This window comes from Brevundimonas sp. (genome assembly GCF_013912005.1).
Classification (GTDB): Bacteria; Pseudomonadota; Alphaproteobacteria; order Caulobacterales; family Caulobacteraceae; genus Brevundimonas.
In genome coordinates this window covers 39,000-59,108 of sequence record NZ_JACESB010000008.1, presented here as the reverse complement: position 1 = coordinate 59,108, position 20,109 = coordinate 39,000, and the positions used below count along the sequence as shown (strand labels likewise).

Annotated in this window: 18 protein-coding genes and 1 tRNA gene; 14 read left to right on the top strand and 5 right to left on the bottom strand. The window is 72.3% G+C overall.

Annotation, left to right across the window (positions count from 1 at the left end):
• Positions 1 to 5 precede the first annotated feature (5 nt).
• Positions 6 to 2,057: a TonB-dependent siderophore receptor gene (locus H2038_RS07800; RefSeq protein ID WP_292111277.1), complete on the top strand. Its 2,052-nt coding sequence runs from the start codon at positions 6 to 8 to the stop codon at positions 2,055 to 2,057.
• 70 nt (positions 2,058 to 2,127) lie between these two features.
• On the opposite strand, the gene H2038_RS07795 is transcribed toward H2038_RS07800, so the two are convergent.
• Both H2038_RS07795 and H2038_RS07790 read right to left on the bottom strand, forming a co-directional pair.
• Entirely contained in the window at positions 2,128 to 4,068 is a 1,941-nt protein-coding gene (locus H2038_RS07795) for an oligopeptide:H+ symporter (protein WP_292111274.1), read from the bottom strand.
• A 204-nt stretch (positions 4,069 to 4,272) separates the two neighbouring features.
• Positions 4,273 to 4,485: a hypothetical protein gene (locus H2038_RS07790; RefSeq protein ID WP_292111272.1), complete on the bottom strand. Its 213-nt coding sequence runs from the start codon at positions 4,483 to 4,485 to the stop codon at positions 4,273 to 4,275.
• Positions 4,486 to 4,528: 43 nt separating this feature from the next.
• Between H2038_RS07790 and H2038_RS07785 the strand changes: the two genes are divergently transcribed.
• From H2038_RS07785 to H2038_RS07730, 13 genes are all read left to right on the top strand, one after another.
• Positions 4,529 to 5,596: an isoaspartyl peptidase/L-asparaginase family protein gene (locus H2038_RS07785; RefSeq protein WP_292111270.1), complete on the top strand. Its 1,068-nt coding sequence runs from the start codon at positions 4,529 to 4,531 to the stop codon at positions 5,594 to 5,596.
• Positions 5,593 to 5,964 (top strand): cupin domain-containing protein, encoded by a 372-nt coding sequence (locus H2038_RS07780; protein ID WP_292111268.1) that lies wholly within the window; start codon positions 5,593 to 5,595, stop codon positions 5,962 to 5,964. The genes H2038_RS07785 and H2038_RS07780 overlap by 4 nt, the downstream gene beginning before the upstream one ends.
• Positions 5,964 to 6,470, top strand: a complete 507-nt coding sequence (locus H2038_RS07775) for an isoprenylcysteine carboxylmethyltransferase family protein (protein WP_292111266.1) — start codon at positions 5,964 to 5,966, stop codon at positions 6,468 to 6,470. The genes H2038_RS07780 and H2038_RS07775 overlap by 1 nt, the downstream gene beginning before the upstream one ends.
• The gene (locus H2038_RS07770; protein ID WP_292111263.1) at positions 6,461 to 6,727 is read left to right on the top strand and encodes a hypothetical protein; all 267 of its coding nucleotides are present in this window, start codon (positions 6,461 to 6,463) and stop codon (positions 6,725 to 6,727) included. The genes H2038_RS07775 and H2038_RS07770 overlap by 10 nt, the downstream gene beginning before the upstream one ends.
• A gap of 88 nt (positions 6,728 to 6,815) precedes the next feature.
• Entirely contained in the window at positions 6,816 to 7,577 is a 762-nt protein-coding gene (locus tag H2038_RS07765) for a hypothetical protein (RefSeq protein WP_292111261.1), read from the top strand.
• A gap of 50 nt (positions 7,578 to 7,627) precedes the next feature.
• Positions 7,628 to 8,635 (top strand): fumarylacetoacetate hydrolase family protein, encoded by a 1,008-nt coding sequence (locus H2038_RS07760; protein ID WP_292111259.1) that lies wholly within the window; start codon positions 7,628 to 7,630, stop codon positions 8,633 to 8,635.
• A 107-nt stretch (positions 8,636 to 8,742) separates the two neighbouring features.
• Positions 8,743 to 9,573, top strand: coding sequence for a hypothetical protein (locus tag H2038_RS07755; RefSeq protein WP_292111256.1), 831 nt, complete (start codon positions 8,743 to 8,745; stop codon positions 9,571 to 9,573).
• 204 nt (positions 9,574 to 9,777) lie between these two features.
• Positions 9,778 to 9,862: transfer RNA gene (locus H2038_RS07750), tRNA-Leu, on the top strand.
• An 80-nt stretch (positions 9,863 to 9,942) separates the two neighbouring features.
• Positions 9,943 to 11,196, top strand: a complete 1,254-nt coding sequence (locus H2038_RS07745) for a multidrug effflux MFS transporter (RefSeq protein WP_292111254.1) — start codon at positions 9,943 to 9,945, stop codon at positions 11,194 to 11,196.
• 87 nt (positions 11,197 to 11,283) lie between these two features.
• The gene (locus tag H2038_RS14875; protein ID WP_366926489.1) at positions 11,284 to 12,282 is read left to right on the top strand and encodes a hypothetical protein; all 999 of its coding nucleotides are present in this window, start codon (positions 11,284 to 11,286) and stop codon (positions 12,280 to 12,282) included.
• Complete coding sequence (locus tag H2038_RS14870) at positions 12,173 to 13,225, top strand: leukotriene A4 hydrolase C-terminal domain-containing protein (RefSeq protein WP_366926490.1); 1,053 nt, start codon at positions 12,173 to 12,175, stop codon at positions 13,223 to 13,225. Before H2038_RS14875 ends, H2038_RS14870 begins: the two co-directional genes overlap by 110 nt.
• A gap of 115 nt (positions 13,226 to 13,340) precedes the next feature.
• Positions 13,341 to 14,444, top strand: coding sequence for a 4-hydroxyphenylpyruvate dioxygenase (gene hppD / locus H2038_RS07735; protein WP_292111251.1), 1,104 nt, complete (start codon positions 13,341 to 13,343; stop codon positions 14,442 to 14,444).
• A 7-nt stretch (positions 14,445 to 14,451) separates the two neighbouring features.
• On the top strand, positions 14,452 to 14,643 hold the full coding sequence (locus H2038_RS07730) for a hypothetical protein (protein WP_292111248.1): 192 nt from the start codon (positions 14,452 to 14,454) through the stop codon (positions 14,641 to 14,643).
• A 1-nt stretch (position 14,644) separates the two neighbouring features.
• Here the strand turns inward: H2038_RS07730 and H2038_RS07725 are convergent, their stop codons facing one another.
• Genes H2038_RS07725 through H2038_RS07715 form a run of 3 tightly spaced genes read right to left on the bottom strand, consistent with a single transcriptional unit; the run spans position 14,645 to position 20,104 of the window.
• Positions 14,645 to 17,938 carry an error-prone DNA polymerase gene (locus H2038_RS07725; RefSeq protein WP_292111246.1) on the bottom strand — a complete coding sequence of 1,098 codons (3,294 nt, stop codon included), beginning with the start codon at positions 17,936 to 17,938 and terminating at the stop codon, positions 14,645 to 14,647.
• Complete coding sequence (locus tag H2038_RS07720; RefSeq protein WP_292111244.1) at positions 17,935 to 19,545, bottom strand: DNA polymerase Y family protein; 1,611 nt, start codon at positions 19,543 to 19,545, stop codon at positions 17,935 to 17,937. Before H2038_RS07720 ends, H2038_RS07725 begins: the two co-directional genes overlap by 4 nt.
• A complete protein-coding gene (locus H2038_RS07715) occupies positions 19,451 to 20,104 on the bottom strand; it encodes a hypothetical protein (RefSeq protein WP_292111241.1) in 654 nt (217 codons plus the stop codon). Before H2038_RS07715 ends, H2038_RS07720 begins: the two co-directional genes overlap by 95 nt.
• Positions 20,105 to 20,109 lie beyond the last annotated feature (5 nt).

The following is a 20,109-nucleotide window of genomic DNA, read 5'->3' as shown; positions in this document are numbered from 1 at the left end:
ACAGCATGCGCAGGGCGATCTGGCTGGCGGGCGCCGCCGTCTCGATACTGGCCGGGCCGGCGGCGGCCCAGGCGCCCCTGCCGGAGCCTTCGCAAGCAGCCGGCGGCGGCGGCGAGGCGCGCGGCGTTCTCGTCTTCGAGCCCGCCTTCTTCGCCGCCTCCAGCCCCGACACGGCCCTGGACATGGTCAGGCGGCTGCCCGGCTTCTCGTTCGACGAGGGCGACGACGACACCCGCGGCCTGGCCGGCGCGGCCGGCAATGTGCTGATCAACGGCCAGCGGCCCTCCACCAAGAGCGACGGGCTGGAGGCCGTGCTGGAGCGGATCTCCGCCTCCGGAGTCGCCCATGTGGAGCTGATTCGCGGGGGCGCCCCCGGCATCGACATGCAGGGCCGCCCAGTGGTCGCCAACGTCGTCCTGCGCCGCGGCGCCGCCACCGAGCGGGTGTTCGAGAGCAACGCCTACCTCTACCCCGACGGCTATGTCGGCCCGGTGCTCGCCGGCCGCTGGTCCCGGCGGGAGGGGGAGGATTCGGTCGAGGCGTCGATCAGCGCCACCACGGACCGCACCGACGGCACCGGGGACGGCTTTCGCCGGCGCTACGACGCCGCCGGCGCCCTGATCCAGGACGCGGACCTGGAGCTGTGGGACCGCTTCCGCAACGTCCGCGCCACGGGCGCGGCGCAGCGGGGATGGGGCGGCGGACGGCTGCGGGTGAACGGCCTTCTGGGCTGGTTTGGCAGCGAGAGCTCGCAGGACGTGCTGATTCGCGCCGGCGCCGGGACGGACAGCTTCAACGACGAGGAGACGGACGAGGTCGACGCCGAACTCGGGGTCAACTGGACGCGCGACCTCGGGCCCCGCACCTCGATGGAGCTGATCGCGCTGCAGCGGTGGTCGGGCGAGGACTACGCCGGCTTCTCGGAGGGCGGCGGCGAGACCTCGCTGTTCACCGCCGACGCGACGGCCGGCGAGACGATCGCGCGCGCCGTCCTGCGTCACCGGCCGACGGACGCCTGGGCGCTGGAGACCGGCGGCGAGGTGGCTTGGAACGTCCTCGACAGCACGACGGCCTATGAGGAGAACGGCGTCCCCGTGCCCCTGCCCTCGGCGGCGGTGCGGGTGGAGGAGCTGCGCGGGGAGCTGTTCGGCCAGTCGACCTGGCGTCCCCGTCCGGAGTTCACGCTGGAGTTCGGGCTGCGGGTCGAGGTGTCCGAGATCAGCCAGTCGGGCGACAGCGAGCTGAGCAAGTCGTTCGTCTATCCCAAGCCGCGCCTGCAGGCGACGTGGACGCCATGGACCGGCCACCAGTTCCGCTTCCGCGTCGAGCGGGAGGTGGGGCAGCTGGACTTCGAGGACTTCGTCGCCTCCGCCGACATCGACATCGGCCAGGTGGAGGGCGGCAACCCCGATCTCGAGCCGGACAAGACGACCATCTTCGAGGCGGCCTATGAACGGCGCTTCTGGGAGGAGGGGGTGCTGGAGCTGTATGCCGCCCACGGCGAGGTCGAGGATGTCGTGGACGTCATCCCCCTGGCCGGCGGTTTCGACGGGGTGGGCAACATCGGCGACGGCTCGTTCGACGAATACATGGTGCGCCTGACCCTGCCGCTGGACCGGCTCGGCGTGGCCAACGCCCGGCTGCAGGCGCGGGCCAGCTGGGCGCGCACCGAGGTGATCGATCCGGTCACCGGCGAGGCGCGGCGCTTCGAGGGCGAGCAGGCCTTCGGCTGCGGCGTCGCCTTCAACCACGACCTGGCCGGCGGGCGGTGGTCGTACGGCTTCGATCACGGCTGCAACGTCGACAAGGGCCGCATCTTCCGGGTGCGCGAGGTGCGGGCCCTGTACGCCGAGCCCTTCGTCACCCTGTACGGCCAGTGGAAGCCGCGGGCCGACCTGACGGTCCGGCTCGACCTGGGCAACGCCACCGACCGGGAACAAGGCTACGACCGTGACATCTTCGCCGGGCCGCGGGACGTCGCCCCGCTGGCCTACCGCGAGGTGCGGCGCACGCGGATGAGCCCGTGGCTGTTCGTGCAGGTGCGGCGGACCTTCTGAGACGGCCGCGGCCACGAAAAAGGGCGGAGCCGCGAGGCTCCGCCCTTCCCGTTTCAGCGATGCGCCGGGATCAGGCCGGCGTGCTGGCGTGCGGCCGGGCGACGTTGCCGTCCTCCTGGCCCCGGTCGGTGAGATCGGGCCCCGGATGGTTGTCCGGGTCGTTGGCGCCATGCGACCAGCCCTTGATCAGGAAGCTGATCAGGATGAAGGCCACGCCGATGCCGACGCCCCACTTGCCGAGGGCGTCGAAGCCCGCAAGCGAGGTCTGCAGCGCCCCGGCCGGATCGAGCACCTGCCCGCCGACGGTCTCGGTTCCCATCAGGCCGGCGATGTAGCCGCCGACGTACTGGGCGATCGAGCTGGCGAGGAACCACACCGCCATCATGAAGCTGACCACCGAGGCCAGCGACAGCTTGGTGATCTCCGACAGGCCGACCGGCGACAGGAACAGCTCGCCGGTGGTGTGCAGCATGTACAGCAGGGCCAGCATGATCAGCGGCATTTGGAAGGCGCTGTCGACCATGCCCGAACCGGCGGCCCAGACCACCACCAGGAAGCCGAGTCCGACCTGCACGAGGCCGAGACCGAACTTCATGGTCGGGTTGGGGTCCATCTTCCTCGCGGCAAGCCAGGCCCACATCGCGGCGAAGATCGGCGCGAAGATGAGGATGAAGCCGGCGTTGAACGACTGGACCTGGGCGGCCGTGATGGTCGCGTCGATCCAGAAGCCGGACGGGGTGATGCCCGCCGCTTCCAGCTGGGCCGGGGTGCCGATGGTGACGCCGAGGAACTGCATGACCGTCGGGGTGATGGTCAGGTCGACGTTGCGGTCGGCGAACAGGTTCAGCGAGGTGCCGGCCTGTTCGAACAGGGTGAAGAACACCACCGCGCCGAAGATCAGCACCACGGCCAGCATCATGCGCTGGCGCTGCACCCAGGTCTTGCAGACGAAGGCGATGATCCAGGCGATGGCGATCAGCGACAGGATGGTCGAGATGCCGAGCACGGTGCCCACGAGGGCGTTGCGCTGGACCATGAACCACACGATGCCGACGCCGAGGATGGCGAGGACGTAGATCAGCCATTCGCGGTTGATCGGGCCGAACAGCGGCCGCTTGATCAGCTCCGGGTTCGGCGGCTCGCCGTTGCCCTGCAGCAGCGGCTTGCCGAGCACGAAGACCACGAAGCCGAGCGCCATGCCGACGCCGGCGAGGCCGAAGCCGGCCCACCAGCCGACGGTCTGGCCGAGGAAGCCGCACAGCACCGCGGCCCAGAAGGCCCCGAGGTTGATCCCGTAGTAGTAGAGGGTGAAGCCGGAGTCGCGGCGGGGATCCCCCTGCGGGTACAGCTGGCCGACGATGGTCGAGATGTTCGGCTTCAGGAAGCCGACGCCCATGATGATCAGCGACAGGGCGAGGTAGAAGACGTTGACGCCGCTCATGTCGCGGGTCGCGGTCATCGTGTACTCGCCGTCGGGCAGGACGGCCGGCAGCGAGGCGCCGGCGGGCAGGCCGTCGAGCTGGAGCCCGCCGCCCTCGGCGGGACTGAACTCGTAGAGCTGGCCGTCGACCATGATGCCGACCTCGCGCGCCGCGCCGCGGCCTTCGCTGACCACCTCGTACTGGGCGCCGCCGTAGCTCAGGGTCTCCGTGGCCGGGCGGCCCTCGTAGGCCATCAGTCCGTGACCGGCGACCAGCAGCAGGGCGCCGAAGGCGATCGCCTTGCGGGTGCCGATGTAGCGGTCGGCCATGATGCCGCCGATCAGCGGCAGCAGGTAGACCAGCGAGGTGTAGGACCCGTAGGTCGCCGAGGCCGTGGCGTCGTCGAACAGGAAGTGCTGGGTCAGGTAGAAGATCAGGATGCCCCGCATGCCGTAGTAGGAGAATCGCTCCCACATCTCGGCGAAGAACAGGATGATCAGCCCCTTCGGGTGGTTCTTCAGGATCTGCATCAGCACGGGGATGCCCGTGAGGGCCGTGATGATCAGACCTGCGATGATGACAATGTTCATGCCCGGGCTCCCCCCTGGCGGGCCCGAAGCCCGTCAGACGCGCCGTGCGCGCCCCCTGCGACCGTTCGGTTCAACGGCTTACTCCCTGTGACTTGCGCCCCACCTGACGCGCGAAGGCGCATAAGCAGCACGGTCGGGAAAGCCGGACAAGGGTTAAGGGTGAATTGGCGTGATCGTCTGCAGCTACGGGGCAACGCCCCCCGCTCAGACTTCGACGAGGTCCAGCCGACGCTCAATCCGGCCGAGTCGCTGACCAAAATGGTCGATCCGGCGGTTCAGGCCATTCACATTGGCCTCCAAGCCGGTGAGCCGCACCTTGATGTGGTGCATGTCTTCCTTGATGTTGACGAGGCCGGTTTCGACCCGTCCAAGCTGTGCCTGGATCTTCTGAAGCACCGGAATGACGATGTCGGTCACTTCTGACATGGTCGGAAGATTACCCGAAATGCCGGAACAACCAATGAACTGCACCCCCGCCGCGATCCTGGCCCTCGCTCTCGCCCTCTGCGGGACGACGCCCGCCGCCGCCCAGGAGGCGCCGCGCTGGTCGTTCGCCATCCACGGCGGCGCCGGGGTGATCGAGCGCGACAGCCTGAGCCCCGAGCAGGACGCCGCCTATCGCGCCGCCCTGCACCGGGCGCTGCAGGCGGGCTCGGCGGTGCTGGCCAACGGCGGCGCGGCCCTGGACGCAGTGCAGGCGGCGATCGAGGTGATGGAGGACGACCCGCTGTTCAACGCCGGCCGGGGCGCGGTCTTCACCGCCGCCGGGCGGAACGAGCTGGACGCCGCGGTGATGGACGGCTCGAACCTGCAGGCCGGCGCGGTGGCGGGCCTGACCCGCACCCGCCACCCGATCGCCGCGGCGCGGGCGGTGATGGAGCAGTCGCCGCACGTCATGCTGATCGGCGAGGGGGCGGACAGCTTCGCCGCCTCCGTCGGCCTGGAGCAGGTCGCGCCGTCTTTCTTCTTCACCGAGCGGCGCTGGCAGGGGCTGGTGGGCGCGCTGACCGCGGCGGGGCAGCCGGTCCCCGACCGGCCGGAGGGCGCGCCGGTTCCGCAGGCCGCCCTGGACGCCGCCGGTCCGCCGCTGAACGAGCGCAAATTCGGCACCGTCGGGGCCGTCGCCCTCGACAGTCAGGGGCGGCTCGCCGCCGGCACCTCGACCGGCGGCATGACCGCCAAGCGCTGGGGCCGGGTCGGCGACGTGCCGGTGATCGGCGCCGGCACCTACGCCTCCAACGCCGACGGCTGCGCGGTGTCGGCGACGGGCTCGGGCGAATACTTCATCCGTTCGACGGTGGCGCGGGACATCTGCGTCCGCACCCGCGAGGGCGCCGGGGCGCAGGCGGCCGCCGAGGCGGAGATCGCCGACGTCGGCGCGATCGGCGGCGACGGCGGGGTGATCGTCATGGGCGTCGATGGAACGCCCGCCTTCGCCATGAACACCTCCGGCATGTACCGTGGCAGCGCGTCCAGCGGCCGCCCGGCCGCCGTCGCCATCTACGCGGACGAGGAGGTGCGGCCGTGACCCACGGCGCGGTCATCGACCTGGCCGGCAAGTTCGCCGGCTTCTCCGAGCACTGGCGTCCGCGGGTGGCGGCGCGGCTGAACGGCCAGGACGTGCGGCTGGTCAAGGTGCAGGGCGCCTTCCCTTGGCACAGCCACGCCGACGCGGAAGAGATGTTCCTGGTCTGGAAGGGCCGCCTGCGGGTCGAGTTCCGCGACCGGGCGGAGACCCTGGGCCCCGGCCAGTTCCTCGTCGTGCCCCGCGGGGTCGAGCACCGCACCGCGGCCGAAGAGGAGGCCGAGGTGCTGATCTTCGAACCTTCGGAGGTGATCAACACCGGCGACGCTCCCGCCTCGGCGTTCACCGCCCCGCAGGGACAGACGATCTGATGGCCGGCCGCGACCACCCCGGCGTCATCGCGCCGCCGCCGCTGATCTACTTCGCCTTCCTGCTCGCCGGCTGGGGGCTGCTCGCGCTGGGCCAGCGGCCCGAGGCCGCCGACGCCGGCTTCGGCTGGCTGGCGTGGGGCTTCGGTCTGGATACCCCGGTCCGCCGCGGCGTCGCCCTCGCGCTGATCCTCGGCGGCCTGCTGCTGGACGGGGCGGCGGCCGGCTACTTCCGCCGCATCGGCACGGCGGTGGAGCCGTGGAAGCCGTCGACGGCGCTGGCGACGAAGGGGCTCTACGGCCTGAGCCGGAATCCGATCTATCTGGGCTTTGCGATCACCTATGTCGGCCTGTCGATCGCCATGGACAGCCTCCTCGCCCTCGCCCTGCTGGTTCCCTGCCTCATGGTCGTCGACCGGTTCGTGATCCGGCGGGAGGAACGCTACCTGGCGGCGAAGTTCGGCGCGGAATACGAGGCCTACCGGGCCCGGGTGCGCCGATGGCTGTGAGCGACGACGAACTGTCGGAGATGGCGCTCGAGGAGCTGGACGCCGCCTGCGCCCTGCCCTGGCCCGACATCCGCAAGATCACGCCCTGGGGCGACAGCTTCACCGGCTTCGCCCCCTCGGGCCGCGAGGTCGAGATCGAGCGTCGCTACCTGTGGGCCCACGATTCCGAGGGATCGGTCGCGGTCGAGGTCGAGGTGCGCGCGGTCGGGGCCCGCCAGGGGGCCGAGGCCCGGGCGCTGATCACGCCCAACGCCTGATCCGTTAACCTTTCGCATTGCCAAGCGTGGCCGTGGCGGCAGAATGCGCCGGCCGCGGCAAGCGCGGTCGCGTCAGCGGGGAAGGTTCATGTCGTACGGCGCCGACTACGTCACGGCCGATCCGGCCAACGCGCCGCTGGATGCGCCGCTGCTGGTCGGGGCGGATCCGGTGCTCTGGCTGGCGCTCGCACTGCTCCTGCTGGCCGCCGGCCTGTTCGGCTGGTGGCTCGGCGCCCGTCGCCCGTCGGGCGGGCGGGATGCGACGGCGGCGATCTGGAAGGCCATCGACGCCGCCGCCAAGGAGGCGATGAAGGCTGACGACCACGCCCTGCGCGGCCAGGCCCAGAAGCTGGCGGAGGCTCTCGATCGGCGGCTCGGCCACACCCTGGCGATCTCCGGCGGGGACAAGGGGCTGGGGCGGCGGATCGCCGCCCTGCGCGCGGCCCTCGCCGGCGAGGCGGACCCGGCCCACGCCCACGACCACCGGCCGCACGGCGGCGCGCATGAGGCGCACGAGGCGGGAGGACATGACGGACATGGCGCGCCGGGCGAGCGGCCGGCGGACAGCCCCCATCCCGCGACGATCGCCTCGGCCATCACCATCAACGTCAGCGGCGGCGCCGCCGTCACGCACGACCACGCCGGGCACGACAAGCCGGGCCACGACAGGCCCGGCCCTCACGGCGCCCGGGAGATGACCGCGCGCGAGCAGACGGACGCCCTGCGGCTGGCCGTCGCCGCTTTCAACGAGCACTGGCGGCATGAGGCCCGACGCACGGGGGAACTGCGGGCGGCGCTCGCCGAACTGTCGGGCGCGGCCGGAGACGGGTCGTCCTCCGGGTCCGCCTGAGCCGGCGCCGGAGGTTCCCCCCACCGCCGAAACCGGCTACGCCTCGGAGCATGAAACTCGCCTCGCTCAAGCACGGCCGGGACGGCCGCCTCGTCGTCGTCTCGGACGACCTCGCCTGGTTCACCGACGCCTTCCTGATCGCGCCGACCCTGCAGGACGCCCTCGACGACTGGGAGCGGGTGGAGCCCGACCTGCGCGCCCTGGCCGAAAGCCTCGAGCACGGCGGCGTGCCGCGCGGCCGCTTCCACGAGCGCGAGGCCGCCTCGCCCCTGCCGCGCGCCTACCAGTGGGCCGACGGCTCGGCCTATGTGAACCACGTCGCCCTGGTGCGGCAGGCGCGCGGCGCCGAGATGCCCGAGAGCTTCTGGACCGATCCGCTGATGTACCAGGGCGGCTCCGACAGCTTCCTCGCCCCGCGCGATCCGATCCCGCTGAAGGACGAGGCCTGGGGCTGCGATCTGGAGGCCGAGGTGGTGGTGGTCACCGGCGACGTGCCGCAGGGCGTGTCGCGCGAGGAGGCCCTGTCGCACATCCGCCTCGTCGGCCTGGTCAACGACGTCAGCCTGCGCAACCTGATCCCGGCCGAGCTCGCCAAGGGCTTCGGCTTCGTCCAGTCCAAGCCCGCCTCGGCCCTGTCGCCGGTCTTCGTCACCCCGGACGCCCTGGGCGATCGCTGGAAGGACGGCAAGCTGCACGGAACGCTGTCGGTGCAGCTGAACGGCCAGGACTTCGGCCGCGCCGACGCCGGCGTCGACATGACCTTCGACTTCGGAACCCTGATCGCGCACCTGGCGAAGACCCGCAGCCTCGGCGCCGGATCGATCATCGGCTCGGGCACCGTCTCCAACCGCGACGCCGACGGCGGCCCGGGCAAGCCCGTCTCCGAGGGCGGCCTCGGCTATTCGTGCATCGCCGAGGTCCGGACGGTGGAGACCATCCTCCGCGGCAAGCCGGAGACGTCCTTCCTGCGCCACGGCGACACGGTGCGGATCGAGATGCTCGACGAGAAGCATCACTCGATCTTCGGGGCCATCGAGCAGACGGTGGCGCCGGTCTGAGCTCCGGAAGACCGACCTTCGGCGCCCCTGAGGTGCGCCGACGGCCCCCGAACCATGGCGTGCGTCCCGATCTCTCGCTAGGATGACGCGAAACCCCCGGAGGCCGCATGCGCACATCCCTTCTGTCCGTCGCCCTCGCGGCTCTCCTCGCCGGGCCTGTCGCCGCACAGGACGCCGGTGACGACTGGGATATCGTCCGCGAGCCGGACCAGAAGCTGGTCATGGCCTACACCGCCTTCGACAACGGCCTGAGCATCGGCCTGCGCTGCGCCGACGGGGGCTACGAAGCCCTGATCGCCGGTCTCCCCGCTGTGGCGGAAGATGAGGAAACCCGCTCCCTCGGCATCGCCTTCGGGGACGAGGAGATGCGGACGCAGAGCTGGAACGTCGCCACCAATCCGACGGTGGCTATCGGCGAACTTCCGGCGCCCTTCGCCCGCAAGCTGCGCCTCGGCGGCAGGCTGCAGATCCTCGTCGAGGGCGGCGCCGAGGACGGACGTAACCTCCGCTACGCGCTCGACCTGCCCGCGTCGGCTTCCGCGGTGGACGAAACCCTGACGCGCTGCGGCCGGCCGCTGGTCGACCCGCGGGACGCCGAGCTCGAGGCGCTTCCCGACAGCGGGCTCCCGGCGAACATCGTCTGGACGCAGCCGCCGAGCCCCCGTTTTCCGGCCGCCATGCGCTACTCCCGCGGCTTTGCGGTCCTGAGCTGCCTTACCCGTCCGGACGGCGCGTTGCGCGACTGCGTGATCGAGAGCGAGCACCCCCGCGGCGGAGGGTTCGCCGCCGCCGCCCTGCGGGGAGCGGAGCGGGCCCGGGTGAGCGCCTCCGATGGAGGCCCGATTCCGACGGGCCGACTGGTTTACCGCACCAACTTCCGCATGGCGGAGACCAACGCCCGCTATCGCACCGGCAGTCACGTCGTGCCGGCGGAATGATCCCGACGCCGTCATCGTCACCGACGCCTTCATCCTGTTCGCCGTCGGCCTGATCGCCGCGCAGCGGCTGGAGATGTACCTGCGCGCCCGCCGCCTGCTCGAGACTCCGGCGCCGGCGAACCCGGCCGACGATTGAGACGCCCGGCGGCCGCGGGGCCGATTGCATTGCGCCCGCCCGCGCGATAGGGCGGGTTCGCCGACGCTGCGGGCGTGGTGAAACTGGTAGACGCGCCGGACTCAAAATCCGGTTCCGAAAGGAGTGTCGGTTCGAGCCCGACCGCCCGCACCATCCGCCTCCAGGCCAGGTGAAACCGCGAAATCGGCGGGACCCAGGTTGCGCATGCGACATTCCGTCCGCATTTGCCCGCGATGACCTCTCTCGCGCCCGCCGGCGCCGGGCGCCCGCGGGGGCCCGGCTTTCCCGAATTCGTGTGTCTGATCGCCATGATGATGGCGCTCAACGCGCTCGCGATCGATTCCATGCTGCCCGCCCTGCCGATGATCGGCGAGGCGCTGGGCGTGGCCCGGGAGAACGACCGGCAGTGGATCGTCACCGCCTACCTGCTCGGCTTCGGCGGGGCCCAGATCATCTACGGCCCCCTCGCCGACCGCTACGGGCGCAAGCCGGTGCTGATGGTCGGCATCGGCCTCTATGTGCTGTTCAGCGCCCTGGCGGCCTTTGCGCCGTCCTTCGAGCTGCTGGTGCTGGCGCGGATCGGCACCGGCCTCGGGGCGGCGTCGCTGCGCGTGCTGGCGGTGTCGATCGTGCGCGACCGCTACAGCGGCCGGACCATGGCGCGGGTGATGTCGCTCAGCTTCCTCGTCTTCCTCGGCGTGCCGATCCTGGCGCCCAGCGTGGGCGCGGCGATCCTGCTGGTCGGGCCGTGGCCGTGGATCTTCGGCCTGCTGGCGGCGGCGGGCGCGGCGGTGATGCTGTGGGCGGCGATCCGCCTGCCCGAGACCCTGCACCCGGAGGACCGGCTGCCGATCGACGCCCGCCGCATCGGCGGGGCCTTCCGCGAGGCCCTGACCAATCGCCAGTCGGTCGGCTACACCCTGGCCATGACCGCCATCACCGGCGCGCTGTTCGGCTTCATCAACTCCTCGCAGCAGATCTTCGCCGACGTGTTCGACGCGGCGGACGCCTTTCCCCTCGTCTTCGCCGCGATCGCCAGCGGCATCGCCGCGGCCAGCCTGCTGAACGCCACCTTCGTCGAGCGCCTGGGCAGCCGGGTGCTGTCGCACACCGCCCTGCTGGCCTTCACCGCGGTGGCGGCCGTGCACACCGGCGTGTCGGCGCTCGGCCACGAGTCGATCTGGACCTTCGCCATCCTGCAGGGGCTGACCATGTTCTGCTTCGGCTTCGTGGCCGGCAACTTCGGCGCCATGGCCATGGAGCCGATGGGCCACATCGCCGGCACCGCCTCCTCGGCCCAGGGCTTCATCTCGACGACCGCCGGCTCTCTGATCGGCTTCCTCATCGGCCAGCAGTTCGCCGGCAGCGCCACGCCCATGGCGGCGGGGATCGCCGGCTGCGGCCTTGTCGCCATCGTCTTTGTACTGATCGCCGAGCGGGGGCGGCTGTTCCGGGCGCGCCACCCGTCGCCCGCCGGCTCCGGCTGAGGCGGCGGCCCTTGATCTTTTCGGCGTGACCGGGCGTTGTCCGCGGCGACGAAGACGGCTGCGGCCGACAAGGAAGAGGAACCGCCGATGCTCCGCCTGACTGGACTGGTCTCCGCGCTCGCCCTGGCGACCGCGCTTTCGGGATGCGCGGCCATGGGCGCCTCTTCAGACATGCCGCCGGTTCCCGCCTCCGCCGTGGCGGCGGCGGACTACGTCCGCGACGTGCACAGCCACGCCCGGCCCGAGATCGCCCGGGTCCGGCATGTGTCGCTCGACCTGACGGCGGACTTCGCGGCGCAGGTGCTGTCCGGCACGGCGACCCTGGATGTGCAGGGGGTCCCCGGCGCCAATGAGGTGGTGCTGGACGTGCGGGACCTCGACATCCGCAACGTCACCGACGCCGCCGGCGCGCCGCTGCAGTACGAAACCGGCGCGCCGGCGGAGTTCATCGGCCAGCCGCTGACCGTCCGCTTCCCCGCGCTGGCGCCGGGCGCCACGCAGCGGATCGTCATCCACTACGCCACCCGCCCGGACGCCGCCGCCCTGCAGTGGCTGACCCCGGCCCAGACCGCCGGCGGCGAGGAGCCCTATCTGTTCAGCCAGGGCCAGGCGATCCTGACCCGCACCTGGGTCCCGACCCAGGACAGCCCGGGCATCCGCCAGACCTGGGACGCCCGCATCGTCGCCCCGTCGGACCTGAAGGCGGTGATGAGCGCCGAGATGCTGACGCCCGAGGGCGAGCCGGCCGGCGAGGGGCTGACCGCCTGGCGGTTCCGGATGACCAATCCGGTGCCGCCCTACCTGATCGCCCTGGGCGTCGGCGACGTCGACTTCGCCGCCATCGACGAACGCACCGGCGTGTGGACGGAACCGTCGGAGCTGCGCGCGGCGCACGACGAACTGGTCCCGACGGCCGACATGGGACGTGGCCGAACGGCTGTACGGCCCCTACCGCTGGGGCCGCTACGACCTGCTGGTGCTGCCGCCGAGCTTCCCCTTCGGCGGCATGGAGAACCCGCGCCTGACCTTCGCCACCCCGACCATCATCGCCGGCGACCGGTCGCTGGTGTCGCTGGTGGCGCATGAGCTGGCCCACAGCTGGTCGGGCAACCTGGTGACCAACGCCACCTGGGACGACTTCTGGCTCAACGAGGGCTTCACCGTCTATTTCGAGAACCGGATCATGGAGGCGCTCTACGGCCGGGAGCGGGCGCTGATGCTGCAGTCGCTCGGCTGGGGCGGTCTGCAGGACACCCTGGCCAGCCTGCCGCCGGCCGACACACGGCTCAAGCTCGACCTCGCCGGCCGCGATCCGGACGAGGGCATGACCGACATCGCCTACGAGAAGGGCGCGGCCTTCCTGACCACCATCGAGCGGATCGTCGGGCGCGAGCGCTTCGACGCCTGGCTGAAGGGCTATTTCGAGCGCAACGCCTTCCGGCCCATGACCACCGAGCGCTTCCTCGAGGACATCCGCACCCACCTGATCCGCGGCGACGCGGCGCTGGAGGCGCAGCTGATGATGGACGCCTGGATCTATCAGCCGGGCATGCCGTCGAACTGGGTCCCGCCGGTGTCCGACGCCTTCGTCCCGGTCGACGCCGCGGCCGCGGCCTTCGCCGCGGGCGGTCCCGCCTCGGCCATCCCGTGGGCCGGCTGGTCGACCCAGGAGCGCCAGCGCTTCCTCGCCTGGCGGCCGCAGGGCGGCGCCGAGGGCGCCGACTGGCTGACGTCGGCCCAGCTGGCCGACCTCGAGGCCACGCTGAACCTGCGCCAGGAGGGCAACGCCGAGGTGCTGTTCGCCTGGCTGCAGATCGCCGTCCAGCACCGCTACCAGCCCGCCGTGCCGACGCTGGAGAAGTTCCTCACCACCATGGGCCGGCGCAAGTTCGTCCTGCCGCTGTTCCAGAGCCTGTGGGCCGAGGGCGACTGGGGCCGGCCGATCGCGCGGCGGATCTACGCCGAGGCGCGGTCCGGGTATCATCCGGTGACGACGGGCTCGGTGGACGCGGTGGTGGGCCGCCCCTGAGGGCGGGTCCTCCCGAACCTGTGCACGGGGCGACGCTTGGCTTGGCCGTCCCGGGCCACTAGGTTCCGCGCCACAAGAGCGGTTCCGGCCGCCCCGCCTTCACAGGAGACCCGCCATGCACGACGCCCCGCAATCGGAAGCCGCCGCCCGGCTCGACAAGGAAAATCCGCTCGGCGTCGACGGCTTCGAATTCGTCGAGTTCACCGGGCCCGATCCGGCGGCCATGGTCGCGCGGCTGGAGCTGATGGGCTTCACCCGCACCCATGTGCATCCGCAGACCGGCGCGGTGCGGATGAAGCAGGGCGACGTCACCCTGCTGGTCAACCAGTCGCCGAAGGGGCAGGCCGCGGAATTCGCCCGCGAGCACGGCCCGTCGGCCAACGGCATGGCCTTCCGGGTCGCCGACGCGAAGGCGGCTTACGAGGGTGCGGTCGAGCGCGGCGCCCGTCCGGCCGAGGGTCACGACGGCGGAGCCCTGGGCGACGGCTATCCCTGGATCCTGCAGGGCATCGGCGGCTCGCTGCTCTACATCGTCGACCGCTACGGCGACAAAGGCTCGCTCTATGAGGGCTGGAACGAGATCGAGGGCTGGCAGGAGGCCGAGAAGAAGAACTCGGTCGGCCTCTACTGCCTCGACCACCTGACCCACAACGTGCGCCGCGGCCAGATGCGGACCTGGTCGGGCTTCTACGGCCAGGTGTTCAACTTCGAGGAGCAGAAGTACTTCGACATCAAGGGCAAGGCGACGGGCCTGTTCTCGCAGGCGATGATCGCGCCCGACCGGGCCATCCGCATCCCGCTGAACGAGAGCCAGGACGAGAACTCGCAGATCGAGGAGTTCCTGCGCCGCTACAACGGCGAGGGCATCCAGCACATCGCCCTGGCCACCGACGACATCTTCGAGACGGTCGAGGAGATGCGCCGCCGCGGCATCGAGTTCCAGGACACCATCGAGACCTACTTCGAGCTGATCGACAAGCGCCTGCCGGGCCACGGCGAGGACGTGGAGCGGATGCGCAAGAACCGCATCCTGATCGACGGCTCGGAGCAGGACGGGCTGCTGCTGCAGATCTTCACCCAGGACACCTTCGGTCCGATCTTCTTCGAGATCATCCAGCGCAAGGGCAACCAGGCGTTCGGCGAGGGCAATTTCCAGGCCCTGTTCGACTCCATCGAGCTGGACCAGATCCGGCGCGGCGTCATCAAGGTGGATGCCTGATCCCCGGATGACGGGATTTCGCTTCGGGCCGCCCGGCTGGCTGCCCTGGCTCGGCCCGCTGCTGGCGGCCGGGGTCGGGGCGGCGGTCGGGGAGTACGGCCTCGGCGGCGGCTTCTGGACGGTGCTGATCGCCGCCCTCGTCGGCGGCTTCCTGCCCATTCTGGGTTACCGCATCTGGAAGTGGCGCCACCACCGGTAGGTTAGTGGAAGTCCCGTGATCCCGGCAGCACCCGCACGTCGCGCGGGTGGCGTCCCCGCGCCGGCTCGTGCGCCGAGCCGGGGGCGCGGTCAGGGGTGAGGTCGCCCAGCGCCGGCGTCCAGTCCTCCAGCGCCTCGACCACCAGATGGCTGACGCCGTCGGCGTTCTGGACCCGCCCCTTCGCCAGCACCATGCGCGCCCCCATGGCCGTCGGCCGGAAGCGTTCGAACACCGACTCCCACAGCACCAGATTGGCCACCCCGGTCTCGTCCTCGAGGGTGATGAAACAGACCCCCCTGGCCGTGCCCGGGCGCTGGCGGACCAGCACCACCCCGCCGACCTGCGCCCGGCGGTTGTTGGGAAGGCGGCCGTAGGCTGCGGCCGTCAGCGCCCCCGCGCGGGTGAGGCGCTCGCGCAGGAAGGCGACCGGGTGGCCCTTCAGCGACAGGCGGATCGACTGGTAGTCGCCGACCACCTCCTCGGAGGGGGCCAGCTCGGGCAGGGCCCCGGGCGGGCGGCCGTCGGTCTCGACCAGGCCCATGGCCTCGAACAGGGGCGCCGAGGCGGCGGGCGGGGCGCCCTTCGAGGCCCACATCCCCTGCCGGCGCGTCAGGCTGAGCGAGCCGAGGGCGTCGGCCTCGGCCAGACGGTCCAGCGCCGCCGGGGGCAGTTGCGCCCGCAGCCGCAGGTCCTCGACATCGGCGAAGGGGCCGGCGGCCCGCGCCGCGACGATGGCGTCGGCCCAGGCCTGGCGGAAGCCGTCGATCGACCGCAGCCCCAGCCGCAGGGCGCGCCGCTTGCGCCCGTCGCGCGGCTCCAGCGAGGCGTCCCAGCCGCTGGCGTTGACGTCGGGGTGGCGCACCTCGACCCCGTGCTCGCGGGCGTCGCGGACCAGCTGGGCGGGGGCGTAGAAGCCCATCGGCTGGCTGTTCAGCAGGGCGGCGGTGAAGGCCTCGGGCCAGTGATGCTTCATCCACGCCGAGACGTAGACGAGGTGGGCGAACGAGCAGGCGTGGCTCTCGGGGAAGCCGTATTCGCCGAAGCCCTTGATCTGCTCGAAGCAGCTCTGCGCGAACGCCGGCGGATAGCCGCGTGCGATCATCCGGCCGACGAACATCTCCTCGTACTCGTGGATCGTGCCCATGTGCCGGAAGGTGGCCATGGCCCGGCGCAGGCCGTTGGCCTCCTTCGAGCTGAACCGCGCCGCCTCCATGGCGATGCGCATGGCCTGTTCCTGGAACAGGGGCACGCCGAGGGTCTTGTGCAGCACCCGCCGCAGCTCGTCGCGATCGCCGTGCTCGGGGGCCGGGTGCGGGAAGTCGACGACGTAGGGACGGCCCTGCGCCTCGGCCTCGCGCTTCTCCTTCCGCCGCTGCAGGTAGGGGTGGACCATGCCGCCCTGGATCGGCCCGGGCCGGACGATCGCCACCTCGACCACCAGGTCGTAGAAGGTGCGCGGCTGCAGCCGCGGCAGCATGGCCATCTGGGCCCGGCTCTCGACCTGGAAGACGCCGATGGAATCGCCGCGGCACAGCATGCCGTAGACGGCCGGATCCTCCTGCGGGACGGTGTCCAGCACGAAGCGCCGGCCGTAGGCGTCGGCGATCAGGTCGAAGCCGCGCCGGATCGCCGTCAGCATGCCCAGGGCCAGCACGTCGACCTTCATCAGGCCGAGGAAGTCGATGTCGTCCTTGTCCCACTCGATGAAGGTGCGGTCCTCCATCGCCGCATTGCCGACGGGAACGATCTCGATCAGCGGCGTCCGGCTGAGCACATAGCCGCCGACGTGCTGACTGAGGTGGCGGGGAAATTTGATCAGCTCGGCGGTCAGCTCCAGCGCCAGGGCGAGGCGCGGGTCGTCGCGGTCGAGGCCGGCGCGGTCGACGTGCTCGTCCTTCACCCCGTCGCCCCAGCCGCCCCAGACGGTGTCGGCCATGCGGGCGGTGACGTCCTCGGTCAGGCCCAGCGCCTTGCCCACGTCGCGGATCGCCGAGCGCGGCCGGTAGTGGATCACCGTGGCCACGATCGCCGCCCGGTCGCGGCCGTAGCGGCGGTAGACGTACTGCATCACCTCCTCGCGCCGCTCGTGCTCGAAGTCGACGTCGATGTCGGGCGGCTCGTTGCGGTCGGCCGACATGAAGCGCTCGATCAGCACGTCCTGCTCGGCCGGGTTCACATTGGTCACGCCGAGGCAGAAGCACACCACCGAATTGGCCGCCGAGCCGCGCCCCTGGCACAGGATCGGCTGCGGCTGCGCCCGGGCCCAGGCGACGATGTCGTGCACGGTCAGGAAGTAGTTCGGATACTTCAGCTGCTTGATCAGCTTCAGCTCCTTGACGATGGTCGCGCGGATGCGGGCGGGCACGCCTTCAGGCCACTTCTCCCGCGCGCCGCGGAACGCCAGACGGATCAGCCGGCGCTGGGCCGTCCAGCCCTCGGGCACGGGCTCGTCGGGATAGAGGTACTCCAGCTCGCGCAGCGAAAAGCGGCAGGCGCGCACCACCTCCAGGGTCCGCTCCAGCGCCGCCTCGTGGCCGCGGAACAGGCGCGCCATCTGCGCCGGCGGCTTCAGATGCCGTTCGGCGTTGGCCTGCAGCCGGCGGCCGGCGCGGTCGATGGTGGTCCCCTCGCGCACGCAGGTCAGCACGTCCTGCAGCCGCCGCCGGTCGGGGTGGTGGTAGAGCACGGCGTTGGTGGCGATCATCGGCGCGCCGGCGCGCTCCGCCATCGCCGCCAGCCGGTTCAGCCGCCGCCGGTCGTCGCCGCGCCACAGGGGGGCTGCGGCCAGATACAGGTCGTCGGGCCAGGCCCGCCGCCACGCCGCCAGCCGCGCCTCGAAAGCGGCGTCCGGCCGCTCCGGCGCCGGGACGAGGGCGATCAGGCCCTCGCCCAGGGCGGCCGCCTGTTCGAACGTCAGCCGGGTCTCGGCCTTGGGAATACGTTCCGCCTCCTCCCCGTCCTGCGGCGGGGAGGGGCCGGCGAACACCTCGCTCTTGCCCAGCGACAGCAGGCGGCACAGGCGGCCGTACGCCGCCCGGTCGCGCGGAAAGACGATCAGTTCGGTTCCGTCGACGAAGCCCGGCCGCGAGCCGACCAGCAGCGGGATATCCGCCTCCTCGGCCCCCATCAGGGCCCGCACCACCCCCGCCAGGGTGTTGCGGTCGGCGACGCCCACCGCCGCCAGACCCAGCGCCTTCGCCTGCAGCATCAGCTCGCCCGGGTGCGACGCCCCCTCCAGGAAGCTGAAGTTGGTCATCACGCCGAGCTCGGCGTAGGCGCCGCTCCAGCCGCTCACGGCAGCACCCCGTGCATCCACCACGACGGCGCCCGCTCGCCCTCGCCGCCGCCGTACTCGCGCCCGTACAGCCCCTCTCGGAACAGCCAGTAGCGGCCGCCGGCCTCGTCCTCGACGCGGTAGTAGTCGCGGGTGCGGATCGCGCGGCGGTCCGCGGCGGGCCGCCACCACTCGGGCGACAGGCGCTCGGGACCGTCGGCGCGGATCACCCGCCGCGACAGCCGCCGCCAGGTGAAGCGGGCCGGGGCTCCGTCGGGCAGTTCGGCGATGGCCTCGACCGGCTCGGGCGGGTCGAACAGCAGGATCGGCCGGCGGCCGGGCTCGCCCGCCAGCGCCGCCGGCGGACCCGCCAGGGCGGGACGCCAGCGTTCGGCCCGTTCCGGAATCCAGCTGTCGGCGGTTTCAGGGGTCAGCACCCGGTCCGGACCGAGGCGGGCGGACAGCCGGTCGACCAGCGCCGCCAGATCCTCCGCCTGCCGCGCCGCCGCCTCGTCGTGGAGGGCGGCCTGGCGGACGGCCAGCGGCTCGACCTCCGCCGCGGCCAGCATCAGGGCGTCGACGCCGAAGCCGAGCTCCAGCCGCCCCAGCCCTGCCTCGCGGAACAGGCGCAGCCACACCGCCGCGTCGCGTCCCGGCCGGCCGGTGCGGATCGACAGGGCCGGGGCCCCGCCGTCGGTGCGGAAGCCGGTCAGGGTCAGGCGGCGCGCGCCCTGCCCGTCCCGCTCCAGCGCCGCCGCCAGGTCATCGGCCAGCGCCGGCAACCGCGCCTCCACGCCGGCGAGATCGCCCAGCGGCTCGGCGAAGGCCTGCCAGGCGCGGTAGCGGGCCGGCGGCCGCACCGGCGTCAGGGCCTCGCCCTCGTGGCCCAGCGCCTGGTCCAGCCGCCGCACCAGGTCGAGCCCGCCCGCCCCGCGGAAGCGACGCGCCAGACCGGCGCGGGGCATGGCGTAGAGGTCGCCGATCCGCTTCAGCCCGAAACGCCGGGCCTGCGCCAGGGCGGCGGCGTCGAGCCGCAGCGCCTCCAGCGGCAGCCCGGCCAGCCGCTCGCGCAGGCGGTCCTGACCCACGACCGGCGGGCGGCCCTCCAGGTCGCTCCAGCGCGCCAGGGCCCAGGCCGCGCCCGGCGTCGGAGCGGCGGCGGCCCGGGCGGCGATCCCGGCCTCGGCCAGCCGGTCCCGGATGCGGGCCAGCAGGGCCCGCTCGCCGCCGAACAGATGGCCCGCCCCGGTGATGTCGAGGAACAGTCCCTCCAGCCCGTCGGGCGAGGCGTCGAGGCTGACCGAGGGGGACCAGCGCTCGGCCCAGATCGCCAGCGCCTCCAGCGCCCGGGCGTCGGCGGCCGGGTCGGCCGGTCGACAGACCAGGTGCGGGATCATGGCCAGGGCGTCGGCCTGGCCCTGGCCGCGGCGCAGCCCGGCCGCGCGCGCGGCCGGATTGAGGGCGTGCAGCACCACCGCGCCCCGGCTGTTCTTCAGGGTCAGGGCGAAGGGCTGGCGAGGGTCGAGGGCGGGCTCAGGCGGCGAGGCCGGAGCGCACGCCCGCGCCAGCGACCGCCGCCGGACGGAGACCGGCCAGTCGATCAGCCAGACGGAGACGATGCGTCTCATCATCCTGCTCCAGAATCCAGACGCCCGGGCGTTCGCCGCGGCTGCGGACCAGTTCGACGCTGAACCGGGCCGGACCGGGCGCCCGGGGGTCGTCCCGGTCGCCCTCGCCGATCCGGCTGGAAATCCGCCAGCGGCGGCGGGCGGCGCTCAGCCCGTCCAGACGGCGCGACAGGGTGACGCCCACGGCGCCCCCGTGGCGGGCGGCGAAGTCGAGCCGGCGACTCTGGGCCAGGGTCGCCTCCTCCACCGCGCCCAGCGCCAGCGCCACCGCCCCGGACCGCAGTCCCTGTTCCAGCGCCCACAGCGCCTCGGCCGGCGTCGCCACGGGCGCCAGGATCGGCGGCGGCCCGGCCAGTCCGGGCGCATAGGGCCGGCCATACTCCCCCAGCCACGCCCGCGGCAGGGCCATCAGCACCGGCCGGTCATCCTCCGCCGGCCGTCGCGACAGGGCGAACAGCAGGGCGCCGGCCACGTCCCGCGGCAGGGGCGCGCACGCCTCCTCCAGCGGGGCGGCCGCGGCGGGGAACAGCTCCGGCGATGCGAGGGACGGCAGGCTCATGGGAG